Raw genomic sequence first — 21525 nt, 5'->3', positions numbered from 1 at the left:
TGCACCTGCAAAAGGTTCCAATACGGTAGAGTTTGGTGTATGCGGCCCCGAACCCTGCGGACAACAACAAAAACGCCGCATCAGGGTTGGTGGTCAGGGACACCCCAAAGGCTCTCTTGACCGCTTTTCAGCGCCCCTCGGATCAAAGGGGCTGTGAAAGGAAGATAAGGGGAACCGCCATGGCACTTCCGGTGTTCACGGACGACATAACAGAAGAAGAAATGGACCGCATGGTGGACAACGCCACCAGTGCGTCGAACTTCCTCAAAGCCATCAGCCACGAAGGCCGATTGATGATCCTCTGTCACCTCGTAAGTGGCGAAAAATCGGTCACCGAACTGGAAGAGCTGATCTCGGCCCGCCAAGCCGCTGTTTCCCAACAACTTTCCCGCCTCCGTCTTGAGGGTCTCGTGATCCCCCGCCGCGAAGGCAAGACCATCTATTATCGATTGGCGGATCACCGACCGCGTCGTATACTGGAAGTGGTCTACGATCTTTTCTGCAACGACGACGATTGATCGCGCATTCGATCTGGACCAGCACACCGGTTTCTTAGGGAGGAGTACCGGCCATGCTGGCAATGCTGGAAACACTGCTTGAAACACTTGGCGACAGCAACCTTGTCGCCCTCTTCGGCTGTCTTGGCGGTATCCTTCTCGGGCTGGCGGCACGTCTGGGCCGATTCTGCACGCTTGGCGCGATCGAAGACCTGCTCTACGGCGGTTCGGACCTGCGCATCAGGATGTGGGGCATCGCCATCGGCATCGCCATCATCGGCAGTTTCGCCCTGATCGGCACAGGCTCACTCGAAGCCGAAACCTCTTTCTACTTCTCTATCCGCTGGATGCCGCTGGCCTCGATCCTGGGTGGCCTCATGTTCGGATACGGCATGGCCCTGTCCGGCAACTGTGGCTACGGCGCCATTGCCCGCCTCGGCGGCGGCGACCTGCGCAGCTTTGTCATTGTCCTCGTGATGGGTGTCTCGGCCTATGTCGTCCTCGCAGGCCCCCTCGCTCCGCTGCGCAACTGGGCTTTTCCCCAGATCGACGTCACCAATCCTGTGCCCCCCGGCATCGCCCACTACACGGGCGCTTGGCTGGGCCTCTCCCCGGTTCCCATCGGCATCACCATAGGCGTTCTGATGATGGTCGCGGCCCTGTGGTCGCGCGAAATGCGCAGCGATTTCAAATCGATCTTCTGGTCCGCCGTCGTGGGCCTTGCCATCGTCTCCGGCTGGGCCGGAAGCCAATGGGTCGCCTCGAACGGCTTTGACGGGCTTCAGGTGGTCTCTCACAGTTTCTCGGCCCCAGTCGGCGAAACCATCCTCTTTGCCATGAACGGCTCGGTCCGGCCCCTGTCCTTCGCCGTCGGCTCTGTCGCCGGCGTTTGGGTCGGGGCCTTTATCGGCTCAATGATCCGTGGCCATTTCCGCTGGGAAGCCTGCGAAGACCCACGCGAACTGCGCCGCCAGATCGTCGGAGCGATGATCATGGGCGCCGGTGCGGTTCTGGCCATCGGCTGCACCGTGGGACAAGGCCTCACCGCCTTTTCACTGCTGGCAATCTCTGCCCCCGTCACCTTCATCGCGATCTTTGCCGGGGCCGCGCTTGGCCTGCGCCAGTTGATCGAAGGCTTCCAACCCGCCGAATAATCACGAGGGGCATCCATGCGCCATTTTGACGAGCTCTACGCCATTGCCGCGGATCGCAAGGGCGGTCCCGACGCGTTGGAAGACCTGATCCCGCGCCCTGATCCGAACGTCACCGCCCTTCCCGAAGATCGTTGGCTGTCTCTCTTCACCAAGGGCATTTTCCAGGCCGGTTTCAACTGGAAAGTCATTGAAAACAAATGGGATGGCTTCGAAGAGGCCTTCCACGGTTTCGACGTGGACCGCTGTGCCTTCATGCATGACGAAGACATGGATCGCCTGATGGCGAACACCGCCATCGTGCGCAACGGGCCAAAGATCCGCACCGTGATCGACAACGCCCACTTCCTCCAATCCCTGCGCGAACAGGGCGGTGCCGGTCAAGTGATCGGCGGCTGGCCCTCCACCGATTTCATCGGCCTTCTGGAGATGATGAAAAAGAACGGCAGCCGCCTTGGCGGCATGACCGGCCAATACGCCCTGCGCTTTGCCGGACGAGATGCCTTTATCCTGTCACGCGATGTCACCGCCCGCCTGATCGCCGAGGGCGTGATCGACAAGCAACCGACCTCCAAGACCGCCATGAAATCCGTTCAGGCCGCCTTCAACACATGGATGTTCCAGTCCGGACGCGGCCTGACCGAAATCTCCCGCGTACTGGCCTTCACGCTCTAGAATTTGCCGCCTCACCAGCCAGATGCTACCCTCATTTCATTCCAGGAGGGGTTTTCATGACGGTCATTCTGCGTTCTTGGTTGGTGCTACTGTGCCTTGCTCTTGCCGCCCCAGCTCTGGCTGAACTCAAATACAATGAAGCCATCATCCAGGCCCGCAAACTGCCTGCCCCGCATGTCAGCCAAAAATCGGTCTTCCTCGGCGTGCCGCACATGCGCCAGAAGCCTTATCTCTGCGTGCCGACATCCAGCGCCATGGTCCTTGCCTACTATGGTGACAAACATAGGCCCACCGATCTCAAGGCACTGGCCGAAGGCCATAAACCCAAAAGCCAGAGGAACCGGAACTTCACCTATTTCGTCGACATGATCCACGCCGTGAAACAGCACGGATATGGTTGGAAGATGCGCACATACCCAAGGACAAACGCAGGTTTTCGCTCAGGCCTAAGTGCAATCAAGGCCAGTCTGCGCAAGCAGCGCCCGGTGCTGATCGACGTCCATCTTGGTCAAGGCCACACCTTTGTTGTCGAAGGCTTCGACGATCAGGAAGAGGTTGTCTTTATCCGCGATCCCGACATCAGCCGCAGCCGCGCACGTAAACTCAGCTACACCAAGTTGCAGAAGGACTGGCACAACCATCGTTTCGGTCCAGGCCGTACCGCCGTTTTCACCTTTCCAAAGTAAGCCCTACTTCTGGATCGTCCGCAGATACTCAAGCAAAGCGGCAAGCGGGCGTGGCGTGGGGGTCAAGGCCCCGTCGTCAGTTTCAACTGGCACCAGATCCCCTTCCAACAGCAGACCGAACTCCGGCATGCCGTCTTCCTCGGACCGCAGGTACCCATCAATCTGGCTCAGCACACGGTTGGTCGGAAACACCGCGCCGTTGTTCCGCGCAAGTCGCGTCAGATCCGCCGCACGGGGTGACACGCCGGCAACACCCGTGCCATCCGCCCCGTGACACATGGCGCAATTCGCCTCATAGACCCGCGCGCCTTCGATCTGGTCAGGCATGTCCTGCGGCTGGCACGCCGCAACCAGACCCACCGCGACAACAAGACCTGCCGCAATCCTCATTTCTGCACCTCTTGCAGATAGGCCACGAGATCGGCCACCGCCCCGCTTGTCATGATCGGTTGCCCCGATTGCGTCTTGAGCGCCATGTCACGCCCCTCGAAGAAATGCCCGTAAACCGGCATCGGGCTGCCATGTGACACCAACGGGTCGCGCCCGTCGATCCGCTTGATGACACGCACCAGCGGGAACACCCCGTCATTGCCCGCCGTCAACACAGAAAGATCAGCCGGTTTGATCACCATGACGCCGGCCATCGGCCCCTGTCCGTCAAGGTTAACACCGTGGCACGCAACGCAATGTTCGTTATACAGCACCTCGCCGCGCTCTGCCGGTCCGGCAAGGACAACCGAAGCCGCACAGACCGCTGCAAGGCCAAGTCCCATTCCCAATCTCTTGTTCATCTCGCCTCCTCTCGGGGCCACCCTGGCCCCAATCTACTGTTGCAAGCGTTCCAAATAGTCGACCACCACCGCAAGCTGCGCATCGGCGGCCGGTCCGCGCCCGCCCACTTCGGAAAACTCCGGCATCGCGCCGCTGAAGTGTTCGCCACGCCCCAGCCCTTCGATCGACTGGCGCACTCGAAGGCGCGGAAAAGTGCCGCCATTCTCTGCCGCCAGCACCGTCAAATCCGCGGGCGGGATCAGAAGATGCGCCGCAAAGGGCCCGTCCCCCTGCCCGCGCGCGCCATGACAAGACAGGCAATGCGCGTCATAGGTTGCCTTTCCGGGGCTCCAGACTTGCACACAGCCCGCAAGCACAACCCCAAGAAAAACAACAACAAAACTCCCCAAGACCCGTCTCATTGCGGCGGCACCTCCTGCATCGCTTCTGCGATCTTCCACCAACAGCTTGGCACTGACGCAACGATCTCTCCTTGATACGGATCATATTGAGGTGACATTCCCCAAGGCAACGGCCATGCTCGCCGAAAGGACAAGGGAGGAAACGACGTATGGCTCTCACACCGGCAGACGCGCAGCGGTTTCTCGAGGAGAACTTCGCGCCTTGGGTCAAGGCACTGGATCTCACGATCACCGACATCACCCGTGATGGTGCCACGCTTACCATGCCCATTACCGATGATCTGGCCCGCGTTGGCGGCATCATCTCCGGTCAGGCGCTGGCCGCGATGGCCGATACGGCCATGGTCTTTGCCACCTTTGGTCACCTGCAGGAACCCCGCCCCGTGGCGACCACCAACCTTGATACCCAGTTCCTGCGCCCCGGCACCGGCGATACCATCCGATGCGACGCCGAGATCGTTCGCGCCGGCAAGGCGCTGATCTTCACCCGCGCCACCATGACGGCCCTGCCCTCGGACAAGGTCGTTGCCACTGCCACCGCCACCTTCTTTGTACCCTGACATCCGGAGCCTGACATGCCGCCCACCACCATCTATGCCGCGACCATGCTTGCCGCCGGGATCGGCATCCCCGTTCTGGCCGCGCTGAACGCCGCCCTTGGCCAACGCATCGGCGCCCCGATCGCCGCCAGCACCATCCTGTTTCTGGTGGCCCTGACGACAACGGTTATCGCCCTTTTTCTAAGCGGCACCGCCTCGGCCCTGACGCAGGCCATGACCGCCCCCAAGCATCTGTTTCTCGCCGGTTTTCTGGTCGCGTTCTACGTTTTGTCGATCACCTTCGTGGCCCCAAAGTTCGGGGTCGGTAACGCGGTGTTCTTCGTTCTGCTCGGTCAGTTGATCTCGGCCGCCGCCATCGACCATTTCGGCTTGTTCGGCGCGCAGATCTCACCACTATCGCTAAGCCGTGCCGGTGGGATCGGCCTCATGGCCGCTGGGGTATGGATGACGCAACAGGCCTGAACTCAGGCCTCGGTCAGCACCCCGTTCTCAAGCCGCACCGCGCGATCCATCCGCGCGGCCAGGTCAAGGTTATGGGTGGCGATCAGCGCCGCCAACCCGGTCTCGCGCACCAGTTGCATCAACGCGCCGAACACCTGGTCGGAGGTTCCGGGATCAAGGTTGCCCGTCGGCTCGTCCGCCAAAAGCAGCCTTGGCGCGTTCGCCAGCGCCCGACAGAAGGCCACGCGCTGTTGTTCGCCACCAGAAAGCGCCGCAGGACGGTGATCTACACGCGCTCCGACACCGACACGATCCAGCAGCATATCGGCCCGCGCGTCCGCCTTGGCGCGGGACATTCCGTTCGCCAGCTGCGGCAAAACGATGTTTTCACGCGCGTTAAACTCGGGCAGCAAGTGGTGGAATTGATAGACAAAACCAATGTCACGCCGTCGTGCCTCTGTGCGCTTGCGATCAGAGCGGCCCGACATCACCTCACCGCCGATCTGCACCTCGCCACTGTCCGGCTGGTCTAGCAATCCGGCGATGTGAAGAAGCGTGGATTTGCCCGCGCCCGACGGCGCAACCAGCGCCACAACTTCACCGGCGTTCAAGGTCAGCTCAGCGCCCCGAAGCACTTGCACCTCGCCCGGCAACCCCTTGTTATACGCCTTTTCTATGCCCTTGAGGCCCAGCACCACATCACTCATACCGCAGCGCCTCCACCGGGTTCATCCGCGCTGCCCGCCGCGCAGGAAAGATCGTGACCACGAAACTCAGGCCAAGAGACAGGCAAACCGCGCTCAGAACATCGCCGAATTCAAGCTTGGCAGGCAGGTGATAGATACCACGGATAGAGGGATCCCACACACCACCGCCCATCATGTAGTTTACAAAAGCGAACAATGGATCGATGTAGATCGCAAACAGGCATCCAAGGGCCACACCAAGAACCGTGCCAAGAAAGCCCGTGAAGGCTCCGCAAATAAAGAAGACTCTGAGAACAGACCCTTCAGCCAATCCCATGGTGCGCAAAATTCCGATGTCGCGCCCCTTGTTCTTTACCAACATTATGAGGCCAGAAACGATATTCATCGCCGCGATCAGAACAAGGATCGACAGGATGATGAACATCACGTTGTCTTCAACCTCCAGCGCCCGCAAAAACCCGCCCGAAGCGTCCCGCCAGGTCCAGATCAGCGTCCGGTCCCCGCCCGCCTGCAACAGGTCGAGCACAAGGCGATCCACGTGCTCCGGTTCTTCCACCATGACCTCGATCTCGTCGGCCACGCCATCGCGGTTAAAGAAACTCTGCGCCTCGGCAAAGGGAAGATAAACCCGTGTGCGATCAATGTCATAGCGGCCCGCCGAGAAGATATAGACCACCTCGTAGGCGTTGATCCGGGGCGAGGTGCCAAAGGCGGTTTTCACCCCGTTGGGCGAGATCACCTTGATCCGATCCCCGACCAGCACACCCAGTTCCTGCGCCACGCCAGACCCAATCGCAATGCCCTCGCCAAACCGTTCAATATCACCACGCCCCGTTTCAGGGTCGGCAATACGCGGCAGCTCTTTCAGGTTTTCCAACTGGATTCCAAAGACTTCCACGCCGGCGTTACGGCTGCGCAGATTGACCATCACCTGCCCTTTGACCAACGGCGCGGCGCGCGTCACGCCTTCGACCGTGCGCAAGCGTGCTGCCATCCCGTCATAGTCGGCAATGGTGCGGTCGATGCGGCCATTCTCGGTCACGACGCCGGACTGATACACCGTCACATGAGCGTTGGCGCCAAGGATCGTGTCAACAAATTCCGCCCGAAACCCAGAGCGCACGGCGAGGGTTGCAATAAGGGCAAACACCGCCAGCGTGATCCCGATCAGGCTGATCCAGGTCATCACGCTCACGCCACCTTCCGCGCGCCGCGCACGCAGATAGCGCCAGGCGATCATCCACTCGAAAGCGGCAAAGGGGGGTGGCGTCTTGGCCATCGGTTATCCTGCTCTTTTTCGGGGAACCTGCTGAAATCCCCTCGCAAGGTCAAGCGTTGCAGCAGTTTTGTCGCCCTTTCACGCCGATTTCGGCCGATCCGAGTCCGATACGTCACGGTTTCTCCTTCGGAACGGCGCACGCAGGCCCCAGACCATGATCGCCATGCCCAGCATTCCAAGAACAAAACCCGTCCCGCCGAACACCGCCCCCTCAAAGGTAAACGGCAGGGCCGGCCGAAAATCTTGCCAGGCTTTGCGCGCGATGTCGCCGTCGCTGAACCGGCGCGCATTCAGCGCCCGCGTAAACGGCCCGGCGGTCCGCAGGGTTTCAAGATCCCGCGCCAATCGTTCGCGCCGATCAATGGTTTCCGCCACGGTTTTCGCCCGCGCCGCCCCCATTTCGCCCCCCTGGGCCAATTCAACAAGGGCTTCACTGCGCCCCAGCCCGAGCGACCGCGCATCCCTGTCGAATTCCTCTACAAAGAGGGTCAACTCATCCACGGCCCCGGCAAGACGCTGGGTATATTGCTGCGCATATTCGGGAAACTGCGACAGCCCCGCCGCCACGCTCAATCCCCCGGCAAGGGCCAAGACACGTCCGATCATGCGTCAAAGCCCAAGGCGCGCCCGAACCGGCGCCTGCAGGGCAAGGCCCAGCGCGCGGCTGTCCTCTGCCTCAAGGTGGTAACAATCCGCCGGACTGCCCCGCGCCACGGTGGCCGCATCAAAGAACCCCGCGCCCAACTCTTCCGCCAGCCCCGCAACCACTGGGGCCATCTTGGCGGTCTCTGCCACCTTGGCCTCGGTCACGAAGGGATCATCCCCAAGGCTCACCAGGGGCGGCGAAATCAGCATCACGTCAGGCACATGCGGTTCCGGCAGCCGGTAAGGGTGGCTGCGCACGATCTCGACCAGCCGCATCAGCCCGTCGCGGGCATTCTGCACCGAGAACCCCTCGTAAAGGTCATTGCTGCCCAGCATGATGATCACAAGGTCCAGCGGCGCGTGGCTGTGCAACAATGCTGGCAAGACCCGCCCGCCGTTCATGTCCGAAGAGGCAGAGGGGCGATCATAAACCGTCGCTCTGCCGCGCAGCCCTTCGGAAATCACCTCGACCCCGTCCAGACCTTCGGCCAATGCCACCGGCCAGCGACAGTCGCGGGGATGCCGCCCTCCGGTATGCGGATCACTGCCCCATGTCAGGCTGTCACCAAATGCCAGAACCGTTTTCATATCGCACCTCGTCGCGCCGTTTCCGCCACCCTGCAAAGCCCTTGGCAGCCTGTCAATTCGACAAAGAAAAAAGGGAGGCAATTGCCCCCCCTTCAATTCCTTTTGCCGAAACAGTGTCGGTATCAGAACCCGCGCACCATGTGGCCTTCGTAGATGCCCGCAACCTTGGCGACCGCCTGTTCCGGCGTCATCTCTTCGCTTTCGCCGGTCCGGCGGCAGGTCAGTTCCACAACACCGTTCTTGAGACCACGCGGACCAACGGTGATGCGCCACGGCAGGCCGATCAGGTCCATGGTGGCAAACTTGCCGCCCGCACGTTCCTTGCGGTCGTCATAAAGCGGCTCAAGGCCCAGCGCGGTCAGCGATTTGTAAAGCGCGTCACAGGCGGCATCGGCCTCTTCGTCACCCTGCTTGAGGTTCACGATGCCGCAGTGGAACGGTGTGACACCCTCGGGCCAGATGATGCCCTTGTCGTCGTGGCTGGCTTCGATGATCGCGCCAAGCAGACGCGACACGCCAATTCCGTGCGAGCCCATGTGAACCGGGGTCGGCTTGCCATCGGGGCCCTGAACGGTTGCGCCCAGCGGCTCGGAATACTTGGTGCCGAAATAGAAGATCTGGCCAACCTCGATCCCGCGCGCCACGCGGCGGCGTTCCTCGGGGATCGCGTTGAACAGGGCTTCGTCGTGGGTTTCGTCGGTACGCGCGTATTTCGAGGTGAACTCGTCAAGGATCGCGCGGCATTGCTCGTGCGAGTCATAGTCGATCTCGCGGTCGCCAAAGGTCAGGTCGGTGACGGCGCTGTCATAAAAGACCTCGGACTCGCCGGTTTCCGCCAGCACAAGGAACTCGTGGGTGTCATCGCCACCAATCGGGCCGGAATCAGCCCGCATCGGGATCGCCTGAAGGCCCATGCGTTCGTAGGTACGCAGGTAGCTCACGAGGTGACGGTTGTAGGCGTGCAGCGCGTCTTCCTTGGTGAGGTCAAAGTTGTAGCCGTCCTTCATATAGAACTCGCGGCCCCGCATCACGCCGAAACGCGGACGGATCTCGTCGCGGAATTTCCACTGGATCTGGTAGAGGGTCAGCGGCAGGTCCTTGTACGACGACACGTGGCTGCGGAAGATGTCGGTCACCATCTCTTCGGCGGTCGGCGTATACAGCATGTCGCGGCCATGGCGGTCCTGCATACGCAGCATTTCCTGGCCGTAATCGTCATAACGGCCCGATTCACGCCACAGGTCGGCGCCTTGCAGGATCGGCATCTGGATCGGCACGTGACCAGCACGCACCTGCTCTTCGTGCACGATGTTCTCGATCTTGCGCAGGACCTTGAACCCCAGCGGCAGCCAGGAATAGATGCCGGCGGATTGCTGTTTGATCATGCCGGCACGCAGCATGTAACGGTGGCTCACGATCTGCGCCTCGGCGGGCGTCTCTTTCAGAACGGGCAGAAAATAACGGCTGAGGCGCATGTGGGCTCCATCTGCGAGTGTCTCTTGGGTCTGCCCCCGTTTATGGCTTTGCGCCCTGCCAGACAAGAGCGCAAAACACAGCGCAGCCCCTGTCGCTGGCCTCTATCCGTCGTCCGCCCCAATCAACGCATCATAAGAAGCCGCGTCAAACGGCAGCCTCTTGCCCGCCTTGACGTCGAACAGGCTGCGCTCGACCGTTGTCAGCTCGCCCAAGTAGACATGAAACCCGTTGCACGGCACCGCGCTGACGCAGGCCACCGAATGAATGGCACTTGGCCCGATCGACAAGACATCCCCCGGCTCCAGCACGACATCCGAACTCTTGCGCAAACCGCCCTCACCGTCAGCTTCATAGAAGTTGTTGCGCTCCTGCCCGCGAAAGACGCCGATCACCGCCGACATCTGGTGGTCATGCGCTGGCACCATCTTGCCGGGGTCGAAATGCGCGTACCAGATCGAAACGGTGTCATCCTCGAACAACACCACGTCCTCGCCGTAATGCGGAACCGCCGCGGCCAGTAGGTCGGGATCGGCCACCACCTCTTCGATGATCGCCCGCACCCTGCGCGGTGCGTCCTCGCCAACCGCCGCGTCGCGCAACCGATCCACCATCGCGTCGATGTCAAAACTTTCGTTCATGCGTCTCTCCCTCGCCTGTTCGCGCAGCCCACCATGCCAGCTTCGCCCCGTCTTGTCTTCACGCGACATCACAGGGCCGTGACCCCACACATCCAACTGCCAAATGCCGCCGTACCCTTCGCACATGCAAACCGCATGGTGATTTCAACAGAGAGGACCAAACATGATCCGCAAACTCAGCATCGCCACCGCATTCGCAGCCATGACCGCCACCGCGGCAAGCGCCGCAGGCACCATCGTCGACATCGCCGCATCGGACGATCGCTTCTCGACCCTCGTCGCCGCCGTCTCGGCTGCCGGTCTGGTCGACACCCTGCAGGGCGAAGGCCCCTTCACCGTCTATGCCCCGGTCAACGATGCCTTTGCCGCCCTTCCAGAAGGCACGGTGGAAACCCTTCTGAAGCCCGAGAATAAGGGCCAGCTGACCGACATCCTGCTGTATCACGTGGATGACCGCAAACTGGCCGCAGGCGACATCCCGGCAGGGTCGAACTACTTCAAGCCGGTTCTGGCGTCTGAACGCCTTTGCATCACCAAAGGCTCCGACGGCGTGGCCATTGCCGATGGCACCGGCTCAAGCGCCAACGTGATCATCGCCGACATCAAGGCCGACAACGGCGTGATCCACGTGATCGACAAGGTCCTGCTGCCCGGCAGCCGCCCGGCCTGCCACTGATCCACACACGGATTTCAGACCAAGGCCCGCCCGTTCGGCGGGCCTTCTTTTTTCGCCGCCCCCTTGAACTGACGCGGCAGGTGCGCAATGTCTGAAACACGTTCAGTTTAAGAGGTAATTCATGGCCCTGCCGATCCGCGATCAGATGAAATACTGGGGTTTGGCCCTTGCAATCTTCATGTTGGCGCTCTGGTTCCTCGGCGACATCATGCTGCCTTTCGTGCTTGGCGGTGCCATTGCCTATTTCCTTGATCCCGTGGCCGACCGCCTTGAAACCATGGGCCTAAGCCGCGTTGGCGCAACCGTCGTGATCACGTTGGTGGCCATCCTCCTGTTCGTTGTCGCCGTGCTGGCCGTCATCCCGACACTGGTGCAACAGCTCGTCTCGCTGTTCAACATGGCCCCCGACATCGCCCGCGATCTGCAAAACTTCCTGACCACGCGTTTCCCCGAAATCCTCCAACCCGACTCGGCCATCCACCAGGCGCTCCTGAACCTCGGCCAGGCGGTTCAGGAACGCGGCGGGCAACTGCTTCAGGGCGTCCTCTCTGGCGCGATGTCCCTGATCAACGTGGTGATGCTCCTCGTGATCGTGCCGGTTGTCGCCTTCTACCTGCTGCTCGACTGGGACAACATGATCGCCGAGATCAACCGCCTCCTGCCGCTGGATCACGCCCCGATCGTCCGCAAACTCGCGGGCCAGATCGACCACACGCTGGCCTCGTTCATTCGCGGCATGGGCACTGTCTGCCTGATCCTTGGCACCTATTATGCCGTTGCCCTGATGCTGGTAGGCCTGCAATTCGGCCTTGTTGTCGGGGCCTTTGCCGGCCTGATCACTTTCATTCCCTACGTAGGCGCCATCCTCGGTGGTGCCCTCGCCATCGGCCTCGGCCTGTTCCAGTTCTGGGGTGACTGGCTCTCGCTCGGCCTCGTCGCCGGTATCTTCGTGATTGGTCAGGTGGTCGAAGGCAACATCCTGACCCCCAAATTGGTGGGCTCCTCCGTCGGCCTGCACCCTGTCTGGCTGATCTTCGCCCTCTCCGTATTTGGTGCGCTGTTCGGCTTTGTCGGTATGCTGGTCGCGGTTCCCGTCGCGGCCTCCATCGGGGTACTGGCACGTTTCGGCGCCGAGAGGTATACCGAGTCGCGGCTCTACAAGGGCCTCGCCGGAAAACAACCAGACGAATAACATGGCAGAGCAGTTGAACCTTACCCTACCGGTCCGAACCGCGTTAGGGCGTGACGATTTCTTCGTCAGCCCGGCCAACGCGATGGCATTGGGACTGGTCGACATGTGGCCCGACTGGCCCGGTGGCAAACTTGTGCTGTCCGGCCCTGCCGGTTCGGGCAAAACCCACCTCACCCACGTGTGGGCGGGGATCAGCCACGCGCGCATCGTGCCTGCGACCTCGCTGCCGGATCAGGACATTCCGGCGCTCGCCACCGGCCCTGTCGCCGTGGAAGACGTGCATCTGATCGCAGGCAACAAAGCCGCACAGGATGCCCTGTTTCACCTGCACAACCTCGTGCTGGCCGAACGCCATACCCTGCTTCTGACCGGCGCGGGCGAGCCGAAACACTGGGGCCTCACCCTGCCCGACCTCATGAGCAGGATGCAAGGCACCACCGTCGCCGCGCTGGAACAACCCGACGACACACTGCTGACCGTGGTCATGGCCAAGATGTTCAACGACCGGCAACTGACCCCACCACCAGACACCCTGCCCTTCCTGATCAAGAACATGGACCGCTCCTTCGAAGCCGCCCGCGATCTCGTCGAACGCCTTGATACCCTCTCGCTCAGCGAAAAACGCCCAATAACTCGCGCTTTGGCCCGTCGCGTTCTCGAAGAACGCTGACCAATCGGCCCTGCATCTGGACTTCCTGCGATTTCAGGCAGATAGTGTCATTTCTCCGTTACCGGTTGATGACATAAACACCCCATGACTTACGCAGACTTCCTGAAATCCGATTTCCCCGCCGCCGTCGAGTTGCCAGATGTTGACCTGACCGGACCGGGCCGTTTCTACAACCGCGAACTCAGCTGGCTGGGCTTCAACTGGCGTGTGCTGGAAGAATCCGAGAATCCGCGCGTGCCGCTGCTTGAACGTCTGCGTTTCCTGTCGATCTCGGCCACCAACCTTGATGAATTCTACACCGTCCGCGTCGCCGGCCTGCGTGAACTGGTGCGCGAAGGCAATTCGCATCCCGCCCAGGACGGGCTGACACCCGCCGAACAGCTGGTGCTGATCAACGAAGACGCCCGCAACCTGCTCCAGAAACAGCAGGAAATGTACGGCCGCCTGCGCGCCGAGATGGAAGCGGAAAACATCGTCATCCTCGACCACAAGTCGATCAACGAAGATGACAAACCTTTCCTTGCCGACGTGTTCCTGAACAAGGTGTTCCCGGTCCTGTCGCCGCTCGCCATCGACCCGGCACACCCCTTCCCCTTCATTCCCAACCTCGGCTACTCGCTCGCTCTCCAGCTTGAGCGCAACAAGAACAAATCCTCGCTGAAGGCCCTGCTGCCGATCCCCCACCAGATCGACCGCTTCATCTTCCTGCCCTCTGCCGAAGGCACCACCCGCGCCCTGCCGCTCGAAGAGCTGCTGCTTCTGCACCTCGACAGCCTCTTCCCCGGCTATAAGGCCAAGGGCCACTGTTCCTTCCGCGTCCTGCGCGACAGCGACCTCGAAGTCGAAGACGAGGCCGAAGACCTCGTGCGCGAATTCGAAGTGGCGCTCAAACGTCGCCGCCGGGGCGAAGTGGTGCGCATGAAGCTTTCCGCTGACGCCCCCAAGGCCCTGCGCTCGCTGATCATGGAAGAGCTGCACGTGCGCGATGACGAGGTGGTCGAGATCGACGGCATGATCGGCCTCGCCGACCTGAGCGAACTGGTCCTCGATGAACGCCCGGACCTGCTGTGGCCCTCCTTTGCGCCGCGCGTTCCCGAACGCGTACAGGATTTTGACGGCAACATGTTCGCCGCCATCAGCCAGAAGGACATGCTCCTGCATCACCCCTACGAGACCTTCGACATGGTGGTGCGCTTCCTGCAACAGGCGGCCCGCGATCCGAACGTGGTGGCGATCAAGCAGACCCTCTATCGCACCTCCAAGAACTCGCCCATCGTCGAGGCCCTCTGCGAAGCGGCGGAAGACGGCAAATCCGTCACCGCGCTGGTGGAACTCAAGGCCCGCTTCGACGAGGCCGCCAACATCCACCAGTCACGCCGCCTTGAACGCGCCGGCGCGCATGTGGTTTACGGCTTCACCGACTGGAAGACCCACGCCAAGATCTCGACCGTGGTGCGCCGCGAAGGTGACCAACTGGTCACCTACACCCACTACGGCACCGGCAATTACCACCCGATCACCGCCAAGATCTATACCGACCTCAGCTTCTTCACCTGCGATACCGACCTCGGCCGCGACGCCACCAAGGTGTTCAACTACCTCTCCGGCTATGTGGAACCCGAAAAGCTCGACAACCTCGCGATTTCGCCCCATTCGCTGAAGTCGCGCCTGATCGAAAAGATCGACGCCGAGATCGAACACGCCAAGGCTGGCAGGCCCGCGGAAATCTGGGCCAAGATGAACTCACTCATCGAACCCGAGGTGATCGACGCCCTCTACAAGGCCTCGCAGGCTGGCGTGAAGATCAGCCTCGTGATCCGCGGCATCTGTGGCCTGCGTCCTGGCATCAAGGGCCTTTCAGAAAACATCCGCGTCAAATCCATCGTTGGACGTTTCCTCGAACACTCGCGCATCGTCTGCTTCGGCAACGGCGAGGGCCTGCCCTCGAAAAAGGCCAAGGTCTATATCTCCTCCGCCGACTGGATGGGCCGCAACCTCAACCGTCGCGTCGAAACCCTGGTCGAGATCAAAAACGCCACCGTGAAGGCCCAGATCGTAAGTCAGGTCATGGCCGCGAATCTGGCCGACGTGGCCCAAAGCTGGGTCATGAACGCCGATGGCAGCTTTGATCGCGCCGAAGTTCCCGAAGGTGAATTCGCGTTCAATTGCCACAGGTTCTTCATGGAATACCCTTCCCTGTCTGGCCGTGGCTCGGCCGGTGCCTCGGATGTTCCCAAGCTGACCCACACCAACGATTGACCCACACCGGCCACTGCCGATAATGGGACGCACCAACAGTCTTGGGATGGAATATGGACGGGAATACTGACCCCGCAGGCGACTGGGGGCCCTTTGGCCGGCCCCTGTTCAATGACGCATCTGCCCGCGCCCTGTCGCGCGTCGGCGTCGTGGATGTCGGTTCAAACTCGGTGCGTCTCGTCGTGTTCGACGGCGCCGCCCGAAGCCCCGCCTATTTCTACAACGAAAAGATCATGTGTGCCCTTGGCGCGGGTCTGTCCGAAACCGGGCACCTCAACCCCGAAGGCCGCGCCCGCGCCCTCTCGGCCATCCGCCGCTTTCAGGAAATCGCCCGTCAGATCTGCCACGGCGACCTGACCGCCGTTGCCACCGCCGCCGTGCGCGAAGCCAGCGACGGCCCCGACTTCTGCGAAGAGGTTCTGCGCGAAACCGGCCTCAATATCCACGTGATCGACGGCCAGGAAGAGGCCCGCCTCTCGGCGCAGGGCGTACTGCTTGGCTGGCCCGGCTCTTACGGTCTGGTCTGTGACATTGGCGGCTCCTCGATGGAACTGGCGGAAATCAACGACGGCAAGGTCGGCCGCCGGGTGACCTCGGCGCTCGGGCCCCTCAAGCTGCGCGACATCAAGGGCGGCAAGAAAGGCCGCCGCGCCTATATCAACGACACGCTGGACCAGCTCAAGGAAACCATGGGCTCGCAGCGCAACCGCCTGTTCCTTGTCGGCGGCTCTTGGCGCGCCATTGCCCGGATCGACATGGAGCGTCGCGGCTATCCCCTGCGCGTCCTGCACGAATACCGGATGAGCGCCTCGGCGATTTCTGCCACGGCAAAATACATCAAGCAACACGACCTTGAAGAACTGCGCCAGCGCTGTGGCGTCTCTGCCTCGCGTATGGCACTGGTGCCGCTTGCCATCGACGTCCTCAAGGGTGTCGTGCGCCGCTTCAAACCCTATGACATCGCCGTAAGCTCCTATGGCATCCGCGAAGGCATGCTGTATGAGCAGATGCCTGACGCCCTGCGCCAGCGTGATCCGCTGATCGAATCCTGCCGCTTTGCCGAAGCCAAGGACGCCCGCCTCCCCGGCTTTGGCAAGTCGCTCTACAAATTCGTTCTACCACTGTTCAGCAGTCAGACCGAGGACCAGAAGCGCCTCGTCAAGGCCGCCTGCCTGCTGCATGACGTAAGCTGGCGCGCCCACCCCGACTATCGCGCCGAAGTTTGTTTCGACAACGCCACCCGCGCCAACCTTGGCGGCATGCGTCATTCGGAACGGATTTTCCTTGGCCTCGCCCTGATGCACCGCTACCGCAACAAGCGCGAAGGCACCCAGTTCGAGAACCTGTTCGACCTTCTGGACAAGAAAACCCTCAATCGCGCCGAAGTTCTGGGCAAGGCCATGCGCTTTGGCGCCATGCTCTGGATGGACAGTTCCGCGGATATGGGCACGATGAAATGGCGCCCCAAGAAGCGACATCTCGAACTGACGTTGCCCGCCTCGGCCGAACCGCTCTTTGGCGAAGTGGCCAAGGCGCGCCTGCAATCCCTCGCTGACGCGCTTGAGGCAGAAACCTTCGTGAAAATCCGCAAGGCCTAGGGGCAAAACCCGCACCGTCGCAATACCGACGTAATACCGACGCGATACATATGCCCGGTTTTACAAGTCCACCGCCCCGTCTTCTGTCCCCTCTTCCGGGGTCGGCTCTGGCTGTTTGCGGCGTATGATGATGTCTCCGTTCGGCAGCATTTCAGGCGGGTGATAGACGCTCCAGTCCTCGATCTCCGCCATCAGCTCCGCCAGCGCCGGCCCCATTTCCTCGGCAAACTGGCGCAGCGCGGGGCCCGCCTCTTCGGCCAGTGTCCCCAACTCATCCAAAGCTGGCTCCATCTGGTCCATCAGACCTTCGAAAAACAGCAAAGCCCCCCGCTCCATCAGGGTTAACCCGCTGTCTTCGCTTCCATTTTCCGCCTGTTCCTCGGCCCAGACAGGGCCAGATGCAAGGCAGGCACATAGTGCAATCACCAATGGTTTCATACGTGTCATGTGGGGATCCTCCCGCGACAATGCAAAACTCAGATATCCAGATCCAATGTAACAGGGAAATGATCCGATGCCGCAAGAAGCGCCTCACGCAACTCGGGCACGGACCAGCAGTCATGGTCGTTGAACGGATGCCAGATACGCCACTCCGGCGCCCGCCCCCGAAGGTCCTGGGACACCATCACATAATCCAGCAACGCCTGTAAGTATTTCTTTTCTTTTGACAAATAGAACCGTGAGGTGGAAATCGCCGTTCCCAACTTCGATCTCAACGCCGCCCGCGCATGGGGATCGAACAGACAGGGGCCACCCTCTTCTCCCATGATGATCTCGACCGAAGATCGCCCGAAAAGATGTTCGTATTCATCCAGCCCCGGACCGTCGTTCAAATCCCCCAGCACCATCAACGGCTCTCCCGCCGCCAGGTGCTGCTCCACCCGCCGCCGCAGCCAGATCGCCTGCGCCAGTTGCTTGCGGCGATTGGCAATCGACATACGCATCACCTCGTCCCGCCCCCGCGCCCCATGCGGTGCCTTGGATTTCAGGTGCGCCCCGATCAGCCGCAGATCAAACCCCTTGGCCGTCCGCATCGCCACCTCCAAAGGCGGCTTGGAAAACCGCACCATGTCTTCGGTGGCATCCACATCAAGATCAATCCGGAACACGCCATCAAACCGCGGCGCATCTGTGGCCCCCTTCTTGCCGGTCTCCTGCCCGATCGGGTCATGCCGCGCCGTGACGGCATCCGGATCGTACAACAGCGCAATCTCCTGCTGGGTGTCATTCCCGAACCCCAACAACGCCTTGCGCGCCCGCAGGTCAAAGGCTGCGGCAAATGTCTCAAGCGCCTGAACTGTCGACCTTTTTCCGTTCTGATCCGGTGCTTCCACCACCACGATCACATCCGCATCCAGCGCCGTGAACACAATGCCCAAGGCCTCGATCTGCTGCGCCCGTTTGATGTCGTGACGGCCCGACCAGCCATCGTCCATCAACAGGTGACCATGATCATCAAACAGATTGTTGAACCACTCGACGTTATACGTCGCAAAGCGCATCAGGCTGCCGCCCCGTTGATCTCGTCCCAGGCGCGGTTGATGTCGATCATCTTCTTTTCGGCAAGGCGGATCGCCTCTTCCGGTACCCCGCGAGCTATCATGCTGTCGGGATGGGTCTCACGCACCAGACGCCGCCAGACCTTGCGGATTTCGGAAATCGGCGTCTCGGGGGAGACGCCCAACACCGAATAGGGATCGGGTTCTGCATCCGGCACGAACCGCGCCCGCATCGCCACAAACTCGTTCTCGGCCATGCCGAAAATCTCGGCCACCCGCCCAAGGAACACGTCCTCGTTCGGATGATAGGTGCCGTCCGCCATCGCAATGTGGAACAACCCTTCCATCAGGTCGCAGTAACAACTGTGTTCTTCGCCGAACAAGCCCTTGATACGCAGCGCATATTCTTCAAAACCCGCCACATCCTGACGGGCGAGATTGAACACGCGCGCCGCACCAGCCTCATCTTCGCGGGCAATCTGGAAAACCTCGCGAAAGGCTGTCACCTCGTCTCGCGTTACCAAGCCATCGGCCTTGGCCATCTTCGCGCCCAGCGCCACAACCGCGATGGCAAAGGCAACCGAACGCTCGGGCGGTGTTTTCAACCGCTCGAAAACCTCGGCAAGGCTCTCACCCTTGGTCAGGGCGGCAATGGCATCTGATATTCGCGTCCAAATCGACATGGCACCAACCTAAACCCTGTCCGTGACAATGTCAGGACATCCTCAAAGAATTTTCTGCATAAGCACAAGGTCCATCCAGCGCCCGAATTTGCGCCCGACCTCCGGCATCCGCCCAACCTCTTCAAAACCTAGTGCAGAATGAAAGGCGATGCCTGCGGCATTCTCGCCCCCGATCCCCGCGACAAGCACATGAACACCGTTCGCACGCGCCACTTTCTCAATCGCCCGCATCAAGGCACGCCCCGCCCCGTGCCCACGGGCCGCCGGATCAAGGTAAATGGTGTGTTCCATGCTCTGTGCATATCCGATCCCGCCGCGAAACGGACCATAGGTCGCGAAACCGATGAGTTGTCCTTCATCTTCCGCCACGCGCACCGCCGCCCCGCGTTCCGCGATCATGCTGGCGATCTCGGCATCCGATTTCTCGACCGAGTTGAACGTGCTGACCCCGTTCGAAATCTCGCGGTTCCAGATCGCGGCAATGGCCCCGGCGTCCTGCGGCTCTGCCTGTCGGATATTCACCGCAACACCCGCGTGCCATGCGGGGTGTCAAAGGTTGCCCGCATCTCCGGCGCCCCTTCGGTAAAGACAACGCGCGCATCGTTCAGCGACAGCACCCCGCGCAGCCACGCCGCCTCGGGATGGGCCACTTCGAACCGAGCCAACCGGCATCCCGATGACGGCAGGCTCTCTCCCGGGATCTTGTCCACCTGCCATTCGATCAGGGCGGGAAAGCCCCCGTCGCACGGCAAAATCCCATCCTCCGGCACCGCCATCAGCCAGCGCAGATCTCCTCGCGTCAGCGCCACAGGTTGCCCCGCACCTTCCGGCAGGTCCCGCAGGCGTGCCTCCAGATCATCGACCCGACAAATCCAGTTCCCGATCCGTGGTGCGCCCGCAAACCGATCCAGATCGAACCACCGCGCATATCCAAGGGGCGCGGCATCGGGATCAATGGCGATTGCCTCAAGGTACAGCCCCTCTTCCAGCCCGATCAGGCGGTTGTGAGTACCAAAGTGCACGTGCTGCCCCCCCGGCCCCATTTTCACGCCCAGCGCCTCTTCCACATGCGCCACCGCCGCCTCAAGCGTTTCTCCGGCCACGGCCAAATGGTCAAAAATCATCGAAATCCCCAATCTTTGGTATTGTCAGCGGCCCTTTGCGCACCATCTGGAGCTATGATGACCATTTAACTCAGGAAATGAAATGCTGATCGCCGCGATTGACCGCTTTTTCAAACACGAAGCAGCGGGGGGTATCCTCCTCATGCTTTCTGCCGTGCTTGCCATGTTGGTGGCCAACTCCGCTCTCGCCCCGTCCTACAACTTCATTCTCGATACGATGGGCGCCATCACGATGAATGGCAAGGGTATCGAGAAGCCAATGATCCTCTGGATCAACGACGGCCTCATGGCCGTGTTCTTTTTCCTGATCGGTCTCGAACTGAAACGGGAAATCCTTGAAGGCAAGCTCAAGAACCCGCGCGACGTCATCCTTCCGGGTGCGGCCGCCGTGGGCGGCATGGCCCTTCCTGCCCTGATCTTCGTGGCCCTGAACTGGAACAGCCCCGAAACCCTGACCGGCTGGGCCATTCCGGCGGCAACCGACATCGCCTTTGCCCTTGGCATCCTCGCCCTTGTTGGCGCGCGGGCCCCGGCCCCTCTCAAGGTCTTTCTACTGACACTGGCCATCCTCGACGACATTGGCGCAATCCTCATCATCGCCCTATTCTACACCGCCAACCTCAAGGTGCATTTCCTTGGCATGGCGCTGATCCCGCTGGTGGCCATGTTCATTCTGAACCAGATGAAGATCCACCGCATCGCGCCCTTCATCCTGCTGGGCATCGTGCTCTGGGTTCTGGTGCTGAAATCCGGCGTCCACGCCACCTTGGCCGGTGTTGTCGCCGCCTTCTTCATTCCGCTCTACGACCGCTGGGGCAAATCCCCGCTGCACTCGCTCGAGCATGGCCTGACGCCCTATGTGTATTTCTTCATCGTGCCCGTCTTCGCCTTTGCCAACGCGGGCGTCGTGCTTGGCGACATCTCGATCGAGGCGCTGGCCCAGCCGCTGCCGCTCGGCATCATCCTCGGCCTTGTGATCGGCAAGCAGATCGGTGTCTTCGGCATGACCTGGCTGATCGTCAAAACCGGCGCGGCGCAGCTGCCGCACGGGGTGAACTGGCGCCATATCTATGGCGTGGCCTGTCTGGCCGGTATCGGCTTTACCATGTCGCTCTTTATCGGCGGGCTGAGCTTTGCCGACCCCGATCTGATGAACCAGACCCGCCTTGGCGTTCTCGGCGGCTCTCTGATCTCGGGCATCCTTGGTTATGCGCTGCTGGCCTGGCCAAGCGCCAAGGAAGCCACGCAACCGGCGGAATAAACGAAAGACGCGGCCCCAATCGGGGCC

At 61.3% G+C, this 21525-nt stretch carries 26 protein-coding genes; 12 read left to right on the top strand and 14 right to left on the bottom strand.

Annotated elements, in window-relative coordinates:
* The first annotated feature begins 179 nt into the window (after positions 1-179).
* From ABWV42_RS18630 to ABWV42_RS18615, 4 genes are all read left to right on the top strand, one after another.
* Positions 180-518, top strand: a complete 339-nt coding sequence (locus ABWV42_RS18630; protein ID WP_255109153.1) for an ArsR/SmtB family transcription factor — start codon at positions 180-182, stop codon at positions 516-518.
* 62 nt (positions 519-580) lie between these two features.
* Entirely contained in the window at positions 581-1651 is a 1071-nt protein-coding gene (locus ABWV42_RS18625; RefSeq protein ID WP_353341548.1) for a YeeE/YedE family protein, read from the top strand.
* 15 nt (positions 1652-1666) lie between these two features.
* The gene (locus ABWV42_RS18620; protein ID WP_353341489.1) at positions 1667-2323 is read left to right on the top strand and encodes a DNA-3-methyladenine glycosylase I; all 657 of its coding nucleotides are present in this window, start codon (positions 1667-1669) and stop codon (positions 2321-2323) included.
* Positions 2324-2379: 56 nt separating this feature from the next.
* A complete protein-coding gene (locus ABWV42_RS18615; protein ID WP_353341488.1) occupies positions 2380-3009 on the top strand; it encodes a C39 family peptidase in 630 nt (209 codons plus the stop codon).
* A 3-nt stretch (positions 3010-3012) separates the two neighbouring features.
* On the opposite strand, the gene ABWV42_RS18610 is transcribed toward ABWV42_RS18615, so the two are convergent.
* From ABWV42_RS18610 to ABWV42_RS18600, 3 genes are read right to left on the bottom strand one after another with little or no spacing between them, the layout of a single operon-like run.
* Positions 3013-3399, bottom strand: a complete 387-nt coding sequence (locus ABWV42_RS18610; protein WP_353341487.1) for a c-type cytochrome — start codon at positions 3397-3399, stop codon at positions 3013-3015.
* Positions 3396-3800, bottom strand: coding sequence for a c-type cytochrome (locus ABWV42_RS18605; RefSeq protein WP_353341486.1), 405 nt, complete (start codon positions 3798-3800; stop codon positions 3396-3398). Before ABWV42_RS18605 ends, ABWV42_RS18610 begins: the two co-directional genes overlap by 4 nt.
* Before the next feature lie 33 nt (positions 3801-3833).
* On the bottom strand, positions 3834-4202 hold the full coding sequence (locus ABWV42_RS18600) for a c-type cytochrome (RefSeq protein ID WP_353341485.1): 369 nt from the start codon (positions 4200-4202) through the stop codon (positions 3834-3836).
* A gap of 149 nt (positions 4203-4351) precedes the next feature.
* Between ABWV42_RS18600 and ABWV42_RS18595 the strand changes: the two genes are divergently transcribed.
* Both ABWV42_RS18595 and ABWV42_RS18590 read left to right on the top strand, forming a co-directional pair.
* Complete coding sequence (locus ABWV42_RS18595) at positions 4352-4762, top strand: PaaI family thioesterase (RefSeq protein ID WP_353341484.1); 411 nt, start codon at positions 4352-4354, stop codon at positions 4760-4762.
* A gap of 15 nt (positions 4763-4777) precedes the next feature.
* Positions 4778-5224: a DMT family transporter gene (locus tag ABWV42_RS18590; RefSeq protein ID WP_353341483.1), complete on the top strand. Its 447-nt coding sequence runs from the start codon at positions 4778-4780 to the stop codon at positions 5222-5224.
* Positions 5225-5226: 2 nt separating this feature from the next.
* On the opposite strand, the gene ABWV42_RS18585 is transcribed toward ABWV42_RS18590, so the two are convergent.
* The 6 genes from ABWV42_RS18585 to ABWV42_RS18560 all read right to left on the bottom strand — a co-directional run bounded on the left by ABWV42_RS18585 (position 5227) and on the right by ABWV42_RS18560 (position 10536).
* Positions 5227-5910 (bottom strand): ABC transporter ATP-binding protein, encoded by a 684-nt coding sequence (locus ABWV42_RS18585; protein ID WP_353341482.1) that lies wholly within the window; start codon positions 5908-5910, stop codon positions 5227-5229.
* Positions 5903-7189 (bottom strand): lipoprotein-releasing ABC transporter permease subunit, encoded by a 1287-nt coding sequence (locus tag ABWV42_RS18580; protein WP_353341481.1) that lies wholly within the window; start codon positions 7187-7189, stop codon positions 5903-5905. Before ABWV42_RS18580 ends, ABWV42_RS18585 begins: the two co-directional genes overlap by 8 nt.
* A gap of 78 nt (positions 7190-7267) precedes the next feature.
* Positions 7268-7795 (bottom strand): DUF2937 family protein, encoded by a 528-nt coding sequence (locus ABWV42_RS18575; protein WP_353341480.1) that lies wholly within the window; start codon positions 7793-7795, stop codon positions 7268-7270.
* 3 nt (positions 7796-7798) lie between these two features.
* Positions 7799-8422 carry a GDSL-type esterase/lipase family protein gene (locus ABWV42_RS18570; RefSeq protein ID WP_353341479.1) on the bottom strand — a complete coding sequence of 208 codons (624 nt, stop codon included), beginning with the start codon at positions 8420-8422 and terminating at the stop codon, positions 7799-7801.
* Between the two features lie 122 nt (positions 8423-8544).
* Positions 8545-9897 (bottom strand): proline--tRNA ligase, encoded by a 1353-nt coding sequence (gene proS, locus ABWV42_RS18565; RefSeq protein ID WP_353341478.1) that lies wholly within the window; start codon positions 9895-9897, stop codon positions 8545-8547.
* A 102-nt stretch (positions 9898-9999) separates the two neighbouring features.
* Complete coding sequence (locus ABWV42_RS18560; RefSeq protein WP_353341477.1) at positions 10000-10536, bottom strand: hypothetical protein; 537 nt, start codon at positions 10534-10536, stop codon at positions 10000-10002.
* 163 nt (positions 10537-10699) lie between these two features.
* On the opposite strand from ABWV42_RS18560, the gene ABWV42_RS18555 reads away from it, so the two are divergent.
* From ABWV42_RS18555 to ABWV42_RS18535, 5 genes are all read left to right on the top strand, one after another.
* Entirely contained in the window at positions 10700-11212 is a 513-nt protein-coding gene (locus tag ABWV42_RS18555) for a fasciclin domain-containing protein (protein WP_353341476.1), read from the top strand.
* 121 nt (positions 11213-11333) lie between these two features.
* A complete protein-coding gene (locus tag ABWV42_RS18550) occupies positions 11334-12404 on the top strand; it encodes an AI-2E family transporter (protein WP_353341475.1) in 1071 nt (356 codons plus the stop codon).
* 1 nt (position 12405) lies between these two features.
* Positions 12406-13074 (top strand): P-loop NTPase family protein, encoded by a 669-nt coding sequence (locus tag ABWV42_RS18545; RefSeq protein WP_353341474.1) that lies wholly within the window; start codon positions 12406-12408, stop codon positions 13072-13074.
* A gap of 84 nt (positions 13075-13158) precedes the next feature.
* Positions 13159-15333 carry an RNA degradosome polyphosphate kinase gene (locus ABWV42_RS18540; protein ID WP_353341473.1) on the top strand — a complete coding sequence of 725 codons (2175 nt, stop codon included), beginning with the start codon at positions 13159-13161 and terminating at the stop codon, positions 15331-15333.
* Between the two features lie 53 nt (positions 15334-15386).
* Positions 15387-16931, top strand: a complete 1545-nt coding sequence (locus ABWV42_RS18535; RefSeq protein ID WP_353341472.1) for a Ppx/GppA family phosphatase — start codon at positions 15387-15389, stop codon at positions 16929-16931.
* A 60-nt stretch (positions 16932-16991) separates the two neighbouring features.
* Here ABWV42_RS18535 and ABWV42_RS18530 read toward each other — a convergent pair whose 3' ends face one another.
* The 5 genes from ABWV42_RS18530 to ABWV42_RS18510 are packed head-to-tail and all read right to left on the bottom strand — an operon-like array spanning position 16992 to position 20237.
* A complete protein-coding gene (locus ABWV42_RS18530; protein ID WP_502930976.1) occupies positions 16992-17378 on the bottom strand; it encodes a hypothetical protein in 387 nt (128 codons plus the stop codon).
* A gap of 29 nt (positions 17379-17407) precedes the next feature.
* The gene (locus ABWV42_RS18525) at positions 17408-18433 is read right to left on the bottom strand and encodes an endonuclease/exonuclease/phosphatase family protein (protein WP_353341471.1); all 1026 of its coding nucleotides are present in this window, start codon (positions 18431-18433) and stop codon (positions 17408-17410) included.
* Complete coding sequence (locus ABWV42_RS18520; protein ID WP_353341470.1) at positions 18433-19113, bottom strand: TerB family tellurite resistance protein; 681 nt, start codon at positions 19111-19113, stop codon at positions 18433-18435. Before ABWV42_RS18520 ends, ABWV42_RS18525 begins: the two co-directional genes overlap by 1 nt.
* A 42-nt stretch (positions 19114-19155) precedes the next feature.
* Complete coding sequence (locus ABWV42_RS18515; protein ID WP_353341469.1) at positions 19156-19635, bottom strand: GNAT family N-acetyltransferase; 480 nt, start codon at positions 19633-19635, stop codon at positions 19156-19158.
* A complete protein-coding gene (locus tag ABWV42_RS18510) occupies positions 19632-20237 on the bottom strand; it encodes a VOC family protein (RefSeq protein WP_353341468.1) in 606 nt (201 codons plus the stop codon). Before ABWV42_RS18510 ends, ABWV42_RS18515 begins: the two co-directional genes overlap by 4 nt.
* An 82-nt stretch (positions 20238-20319) precedes the next feature.
* On the opposite strand from ABWV42_RS18510, the gene nhaA reads away from it, so the two are divergent.
* Positions 20320-21498: a Na+/H+ antiporter NhaA gene (nhaA, locus tag ABWV42_RS18505; protein ID WP_353341467.1), complete on the top strand. Its 1179-nt coding sequence runs from the start codon at positions 20320-20322 to the stop codon at positions 21496-21498.
* Positions 21499-21525 lie beyond the last annotated feature (27 nt).

This window comes from Pelagimonas sp. KU-00592-HH, from assembly GCF_040369695.1.
Classification (GTDB): Bacteria; Pseudomonadota; Alphaproteobacteria; order Rhodobacterales; family Rhodobacteraceae; genus Shimia.
Note: the sequence above shows the minus strand (reverse complement) of the source record. Positions and strands in the feature narration are given on the sequence as shown.

Excerpts from the sequence above, each read along its gene's own strand:
- ABWV42_RS18550 (WP_353341475.1), top strand. The coding sequence starts at position 11,334 with ATGGCCCTGCCGATCCGCGATCAGATGAAATACTGGGGTTTGGCCCTT.
- ABWV42_RS18560 (WP_353341477.1), bottom strand. The coding sequence starts at position 10,536 with ATGAACGAAAGTTTTGACATCGACGCGATGGTGGATCGGTTGCGCGAC.
- ABWV42_RS18525 (WP_353341471.1), bottom strand. The coding sequence starts at position 18,433 with ATGCGCTTTGCGACGTATAACGTCGAGTGGTTCAACAATCTGTTTGAT.
- ABWV42_RS18630 (WP_255109153.1), top strand. The coding sequence starts at position 180 with ATGGCACTTCCGGTGTTCACGGACGACATAACAGAAGAAGAAATGGAC.
- ABWV42_RS18535 (WP_353341472.1), top strand. The coding sequence starts at position 15,387 with ATGGACGGGAATACTGACCCCGCAGGCGACTGGGGGCCCTTTGGCCGG.
- ABWV42_RS18590 (WP_353341483.1), top strand. The coding sequence starts at position 4,778 with ATGCCGCCCACCACCATCTATGCCGCGACCATGCTTGCCGCCGGGATC.
- ABWV42_RS18595 (WP_353341484.1), top strand. The coding sequence starts at position 4,352 with ATGGCTCTCACACCGGCAGACGCGCAGCGGTTTCTCGAGGAGAACTTC.
- ABWV42_RS18555 (WP_353341476.1), top strand. The coding sequence starts at position 10,700 with ATGATCCGCAAACTCAGCATCGCCACCGCATTCGCAGCCATGACCGCC.
- ABWV42_RS18625 (WP_353341548.1), top strand. The coding sequence starts at position 581 with ATGCTGGAAACACTGCTTGAAACACTTGGCGACAGCAACCTTGTCGCC.
- ABWV42_RS18520 (WP_353341470.1), bottom strand. The coding sequence starts at position 19,113 with ATGTCGATTTGGACGCGAATATCAGATGCCATTGCCGCCCTGACCAAG.
- ABWV42_RS18600 (WP_353341485.1), bottom strand. The coding sequence starts at position 4,202 with ATGAGACGGGTCTTGGGGAGTTTTGTTGTTGTTTTTCTTGGGGTTGTG.
- ABWV42_RS18570 (WP_353341479.1), bottom strand. The coding sequence starts at position 8,422 with ATGAAAACGGTTCTGGCATTTGGTGACAGCCTGACATGGGGCAGTGAT.
- ABWV42_RS18530 (WP_502930976.1), bottom strand. The coding sequence starts at position 17,378 with ATGACACGTATGAAACCATTGGTGATTGCACTATGTGCCTGCCTTGCA.
- ABWV42_RS18620 (WP_353341489.1), top strand. The coding sequence starts at position 1,667 with ATGCGCCATTTTGACGAGCTCTACGCCATTGCCGCGGATCGCAAGGGC.
- proS (WP_353341478.1), bottom strand. The coding sequence starts at position 9,897 with ATGCGCCTCAGCCGTTATTTTCTGCCCGTTCTGAAAGAGACGCCCGCC.
- ABWV42_RS18510 (WP_353341468.1), bottom strand. The coding sequence starts at position 20,237 with ATGATTTTTGACCATTTGGCCGTGGCCGGAGAAACGCTTGAGGCGGCG.
- ABWV42_RS18605 (WP_353341486.1), bottom strand. The coding sequence starts at position 3,800 with ATGAACAAGAGATTGGGAATGGGACTTGGCCTTGCAGCGGTCTGTGCG.
- nhaA (WP_353341467.1), top strand. The coding sequence starts at position 20,320 with ATGCTGATCGCCGCGATTGACCGCTTTTTCAAACACGAAGCAGCGGGG.
- ABWV42_RS18545 (WP_353341474.1), top strand. The coding sequence starts at position 12,406 with ATGGCAGAGCAGTTGAACCTTACCCTACCGGTCCGAACCGCGTTAGGG.
- ABWV42_RS18540 (WP_353341473.1), top strand. The coding sequence starts at position 13,159 with ATGACTTACGCAGACTTCCTGAAATCCGATTTCCCCGCCGCCGTCGAG.
- ABWV42_RS18575 (WP_353341480.1), bottom strand. The coding sequence starts at position 7,795 with ATGATCGGACGTGTCTTGGCCCTTGCCGGGGGATTGAGCGTGGCGGCG.
- ABWV42_RS18610 (WP_353341487.1), bottom strand. The coding sequence starts at position 3,399 with ATGAGGATTGCGGCAGGTCTTGTTGTCGCGGTGGGTCTGGTTGCGGCG.
- ABWV42_RS18615 (WP_353341488.1), top strand. The coding sequence starts at position 2,380 with ATGACGGTCATTCTGCGTTCTTGGTTGGTGCTACTGTGCCTTGCTCTT.
- ABWV42_RS18585 (WP_353341482.1), bottom strand. The coding sequence starts at position 5,910 with ATGAGTGATGTGGTGCTGGGCCTCAAGGGCATAGAAAAGGCGTATAAC.
- ABWV42_RS18580 (WP_353341481.1), bottom strand. The coding sequence starts at position 7,189 with ATGGCCAAGACGCCACCCCCCTTTGCCGCTTTCGAGTGGATGATCGCC.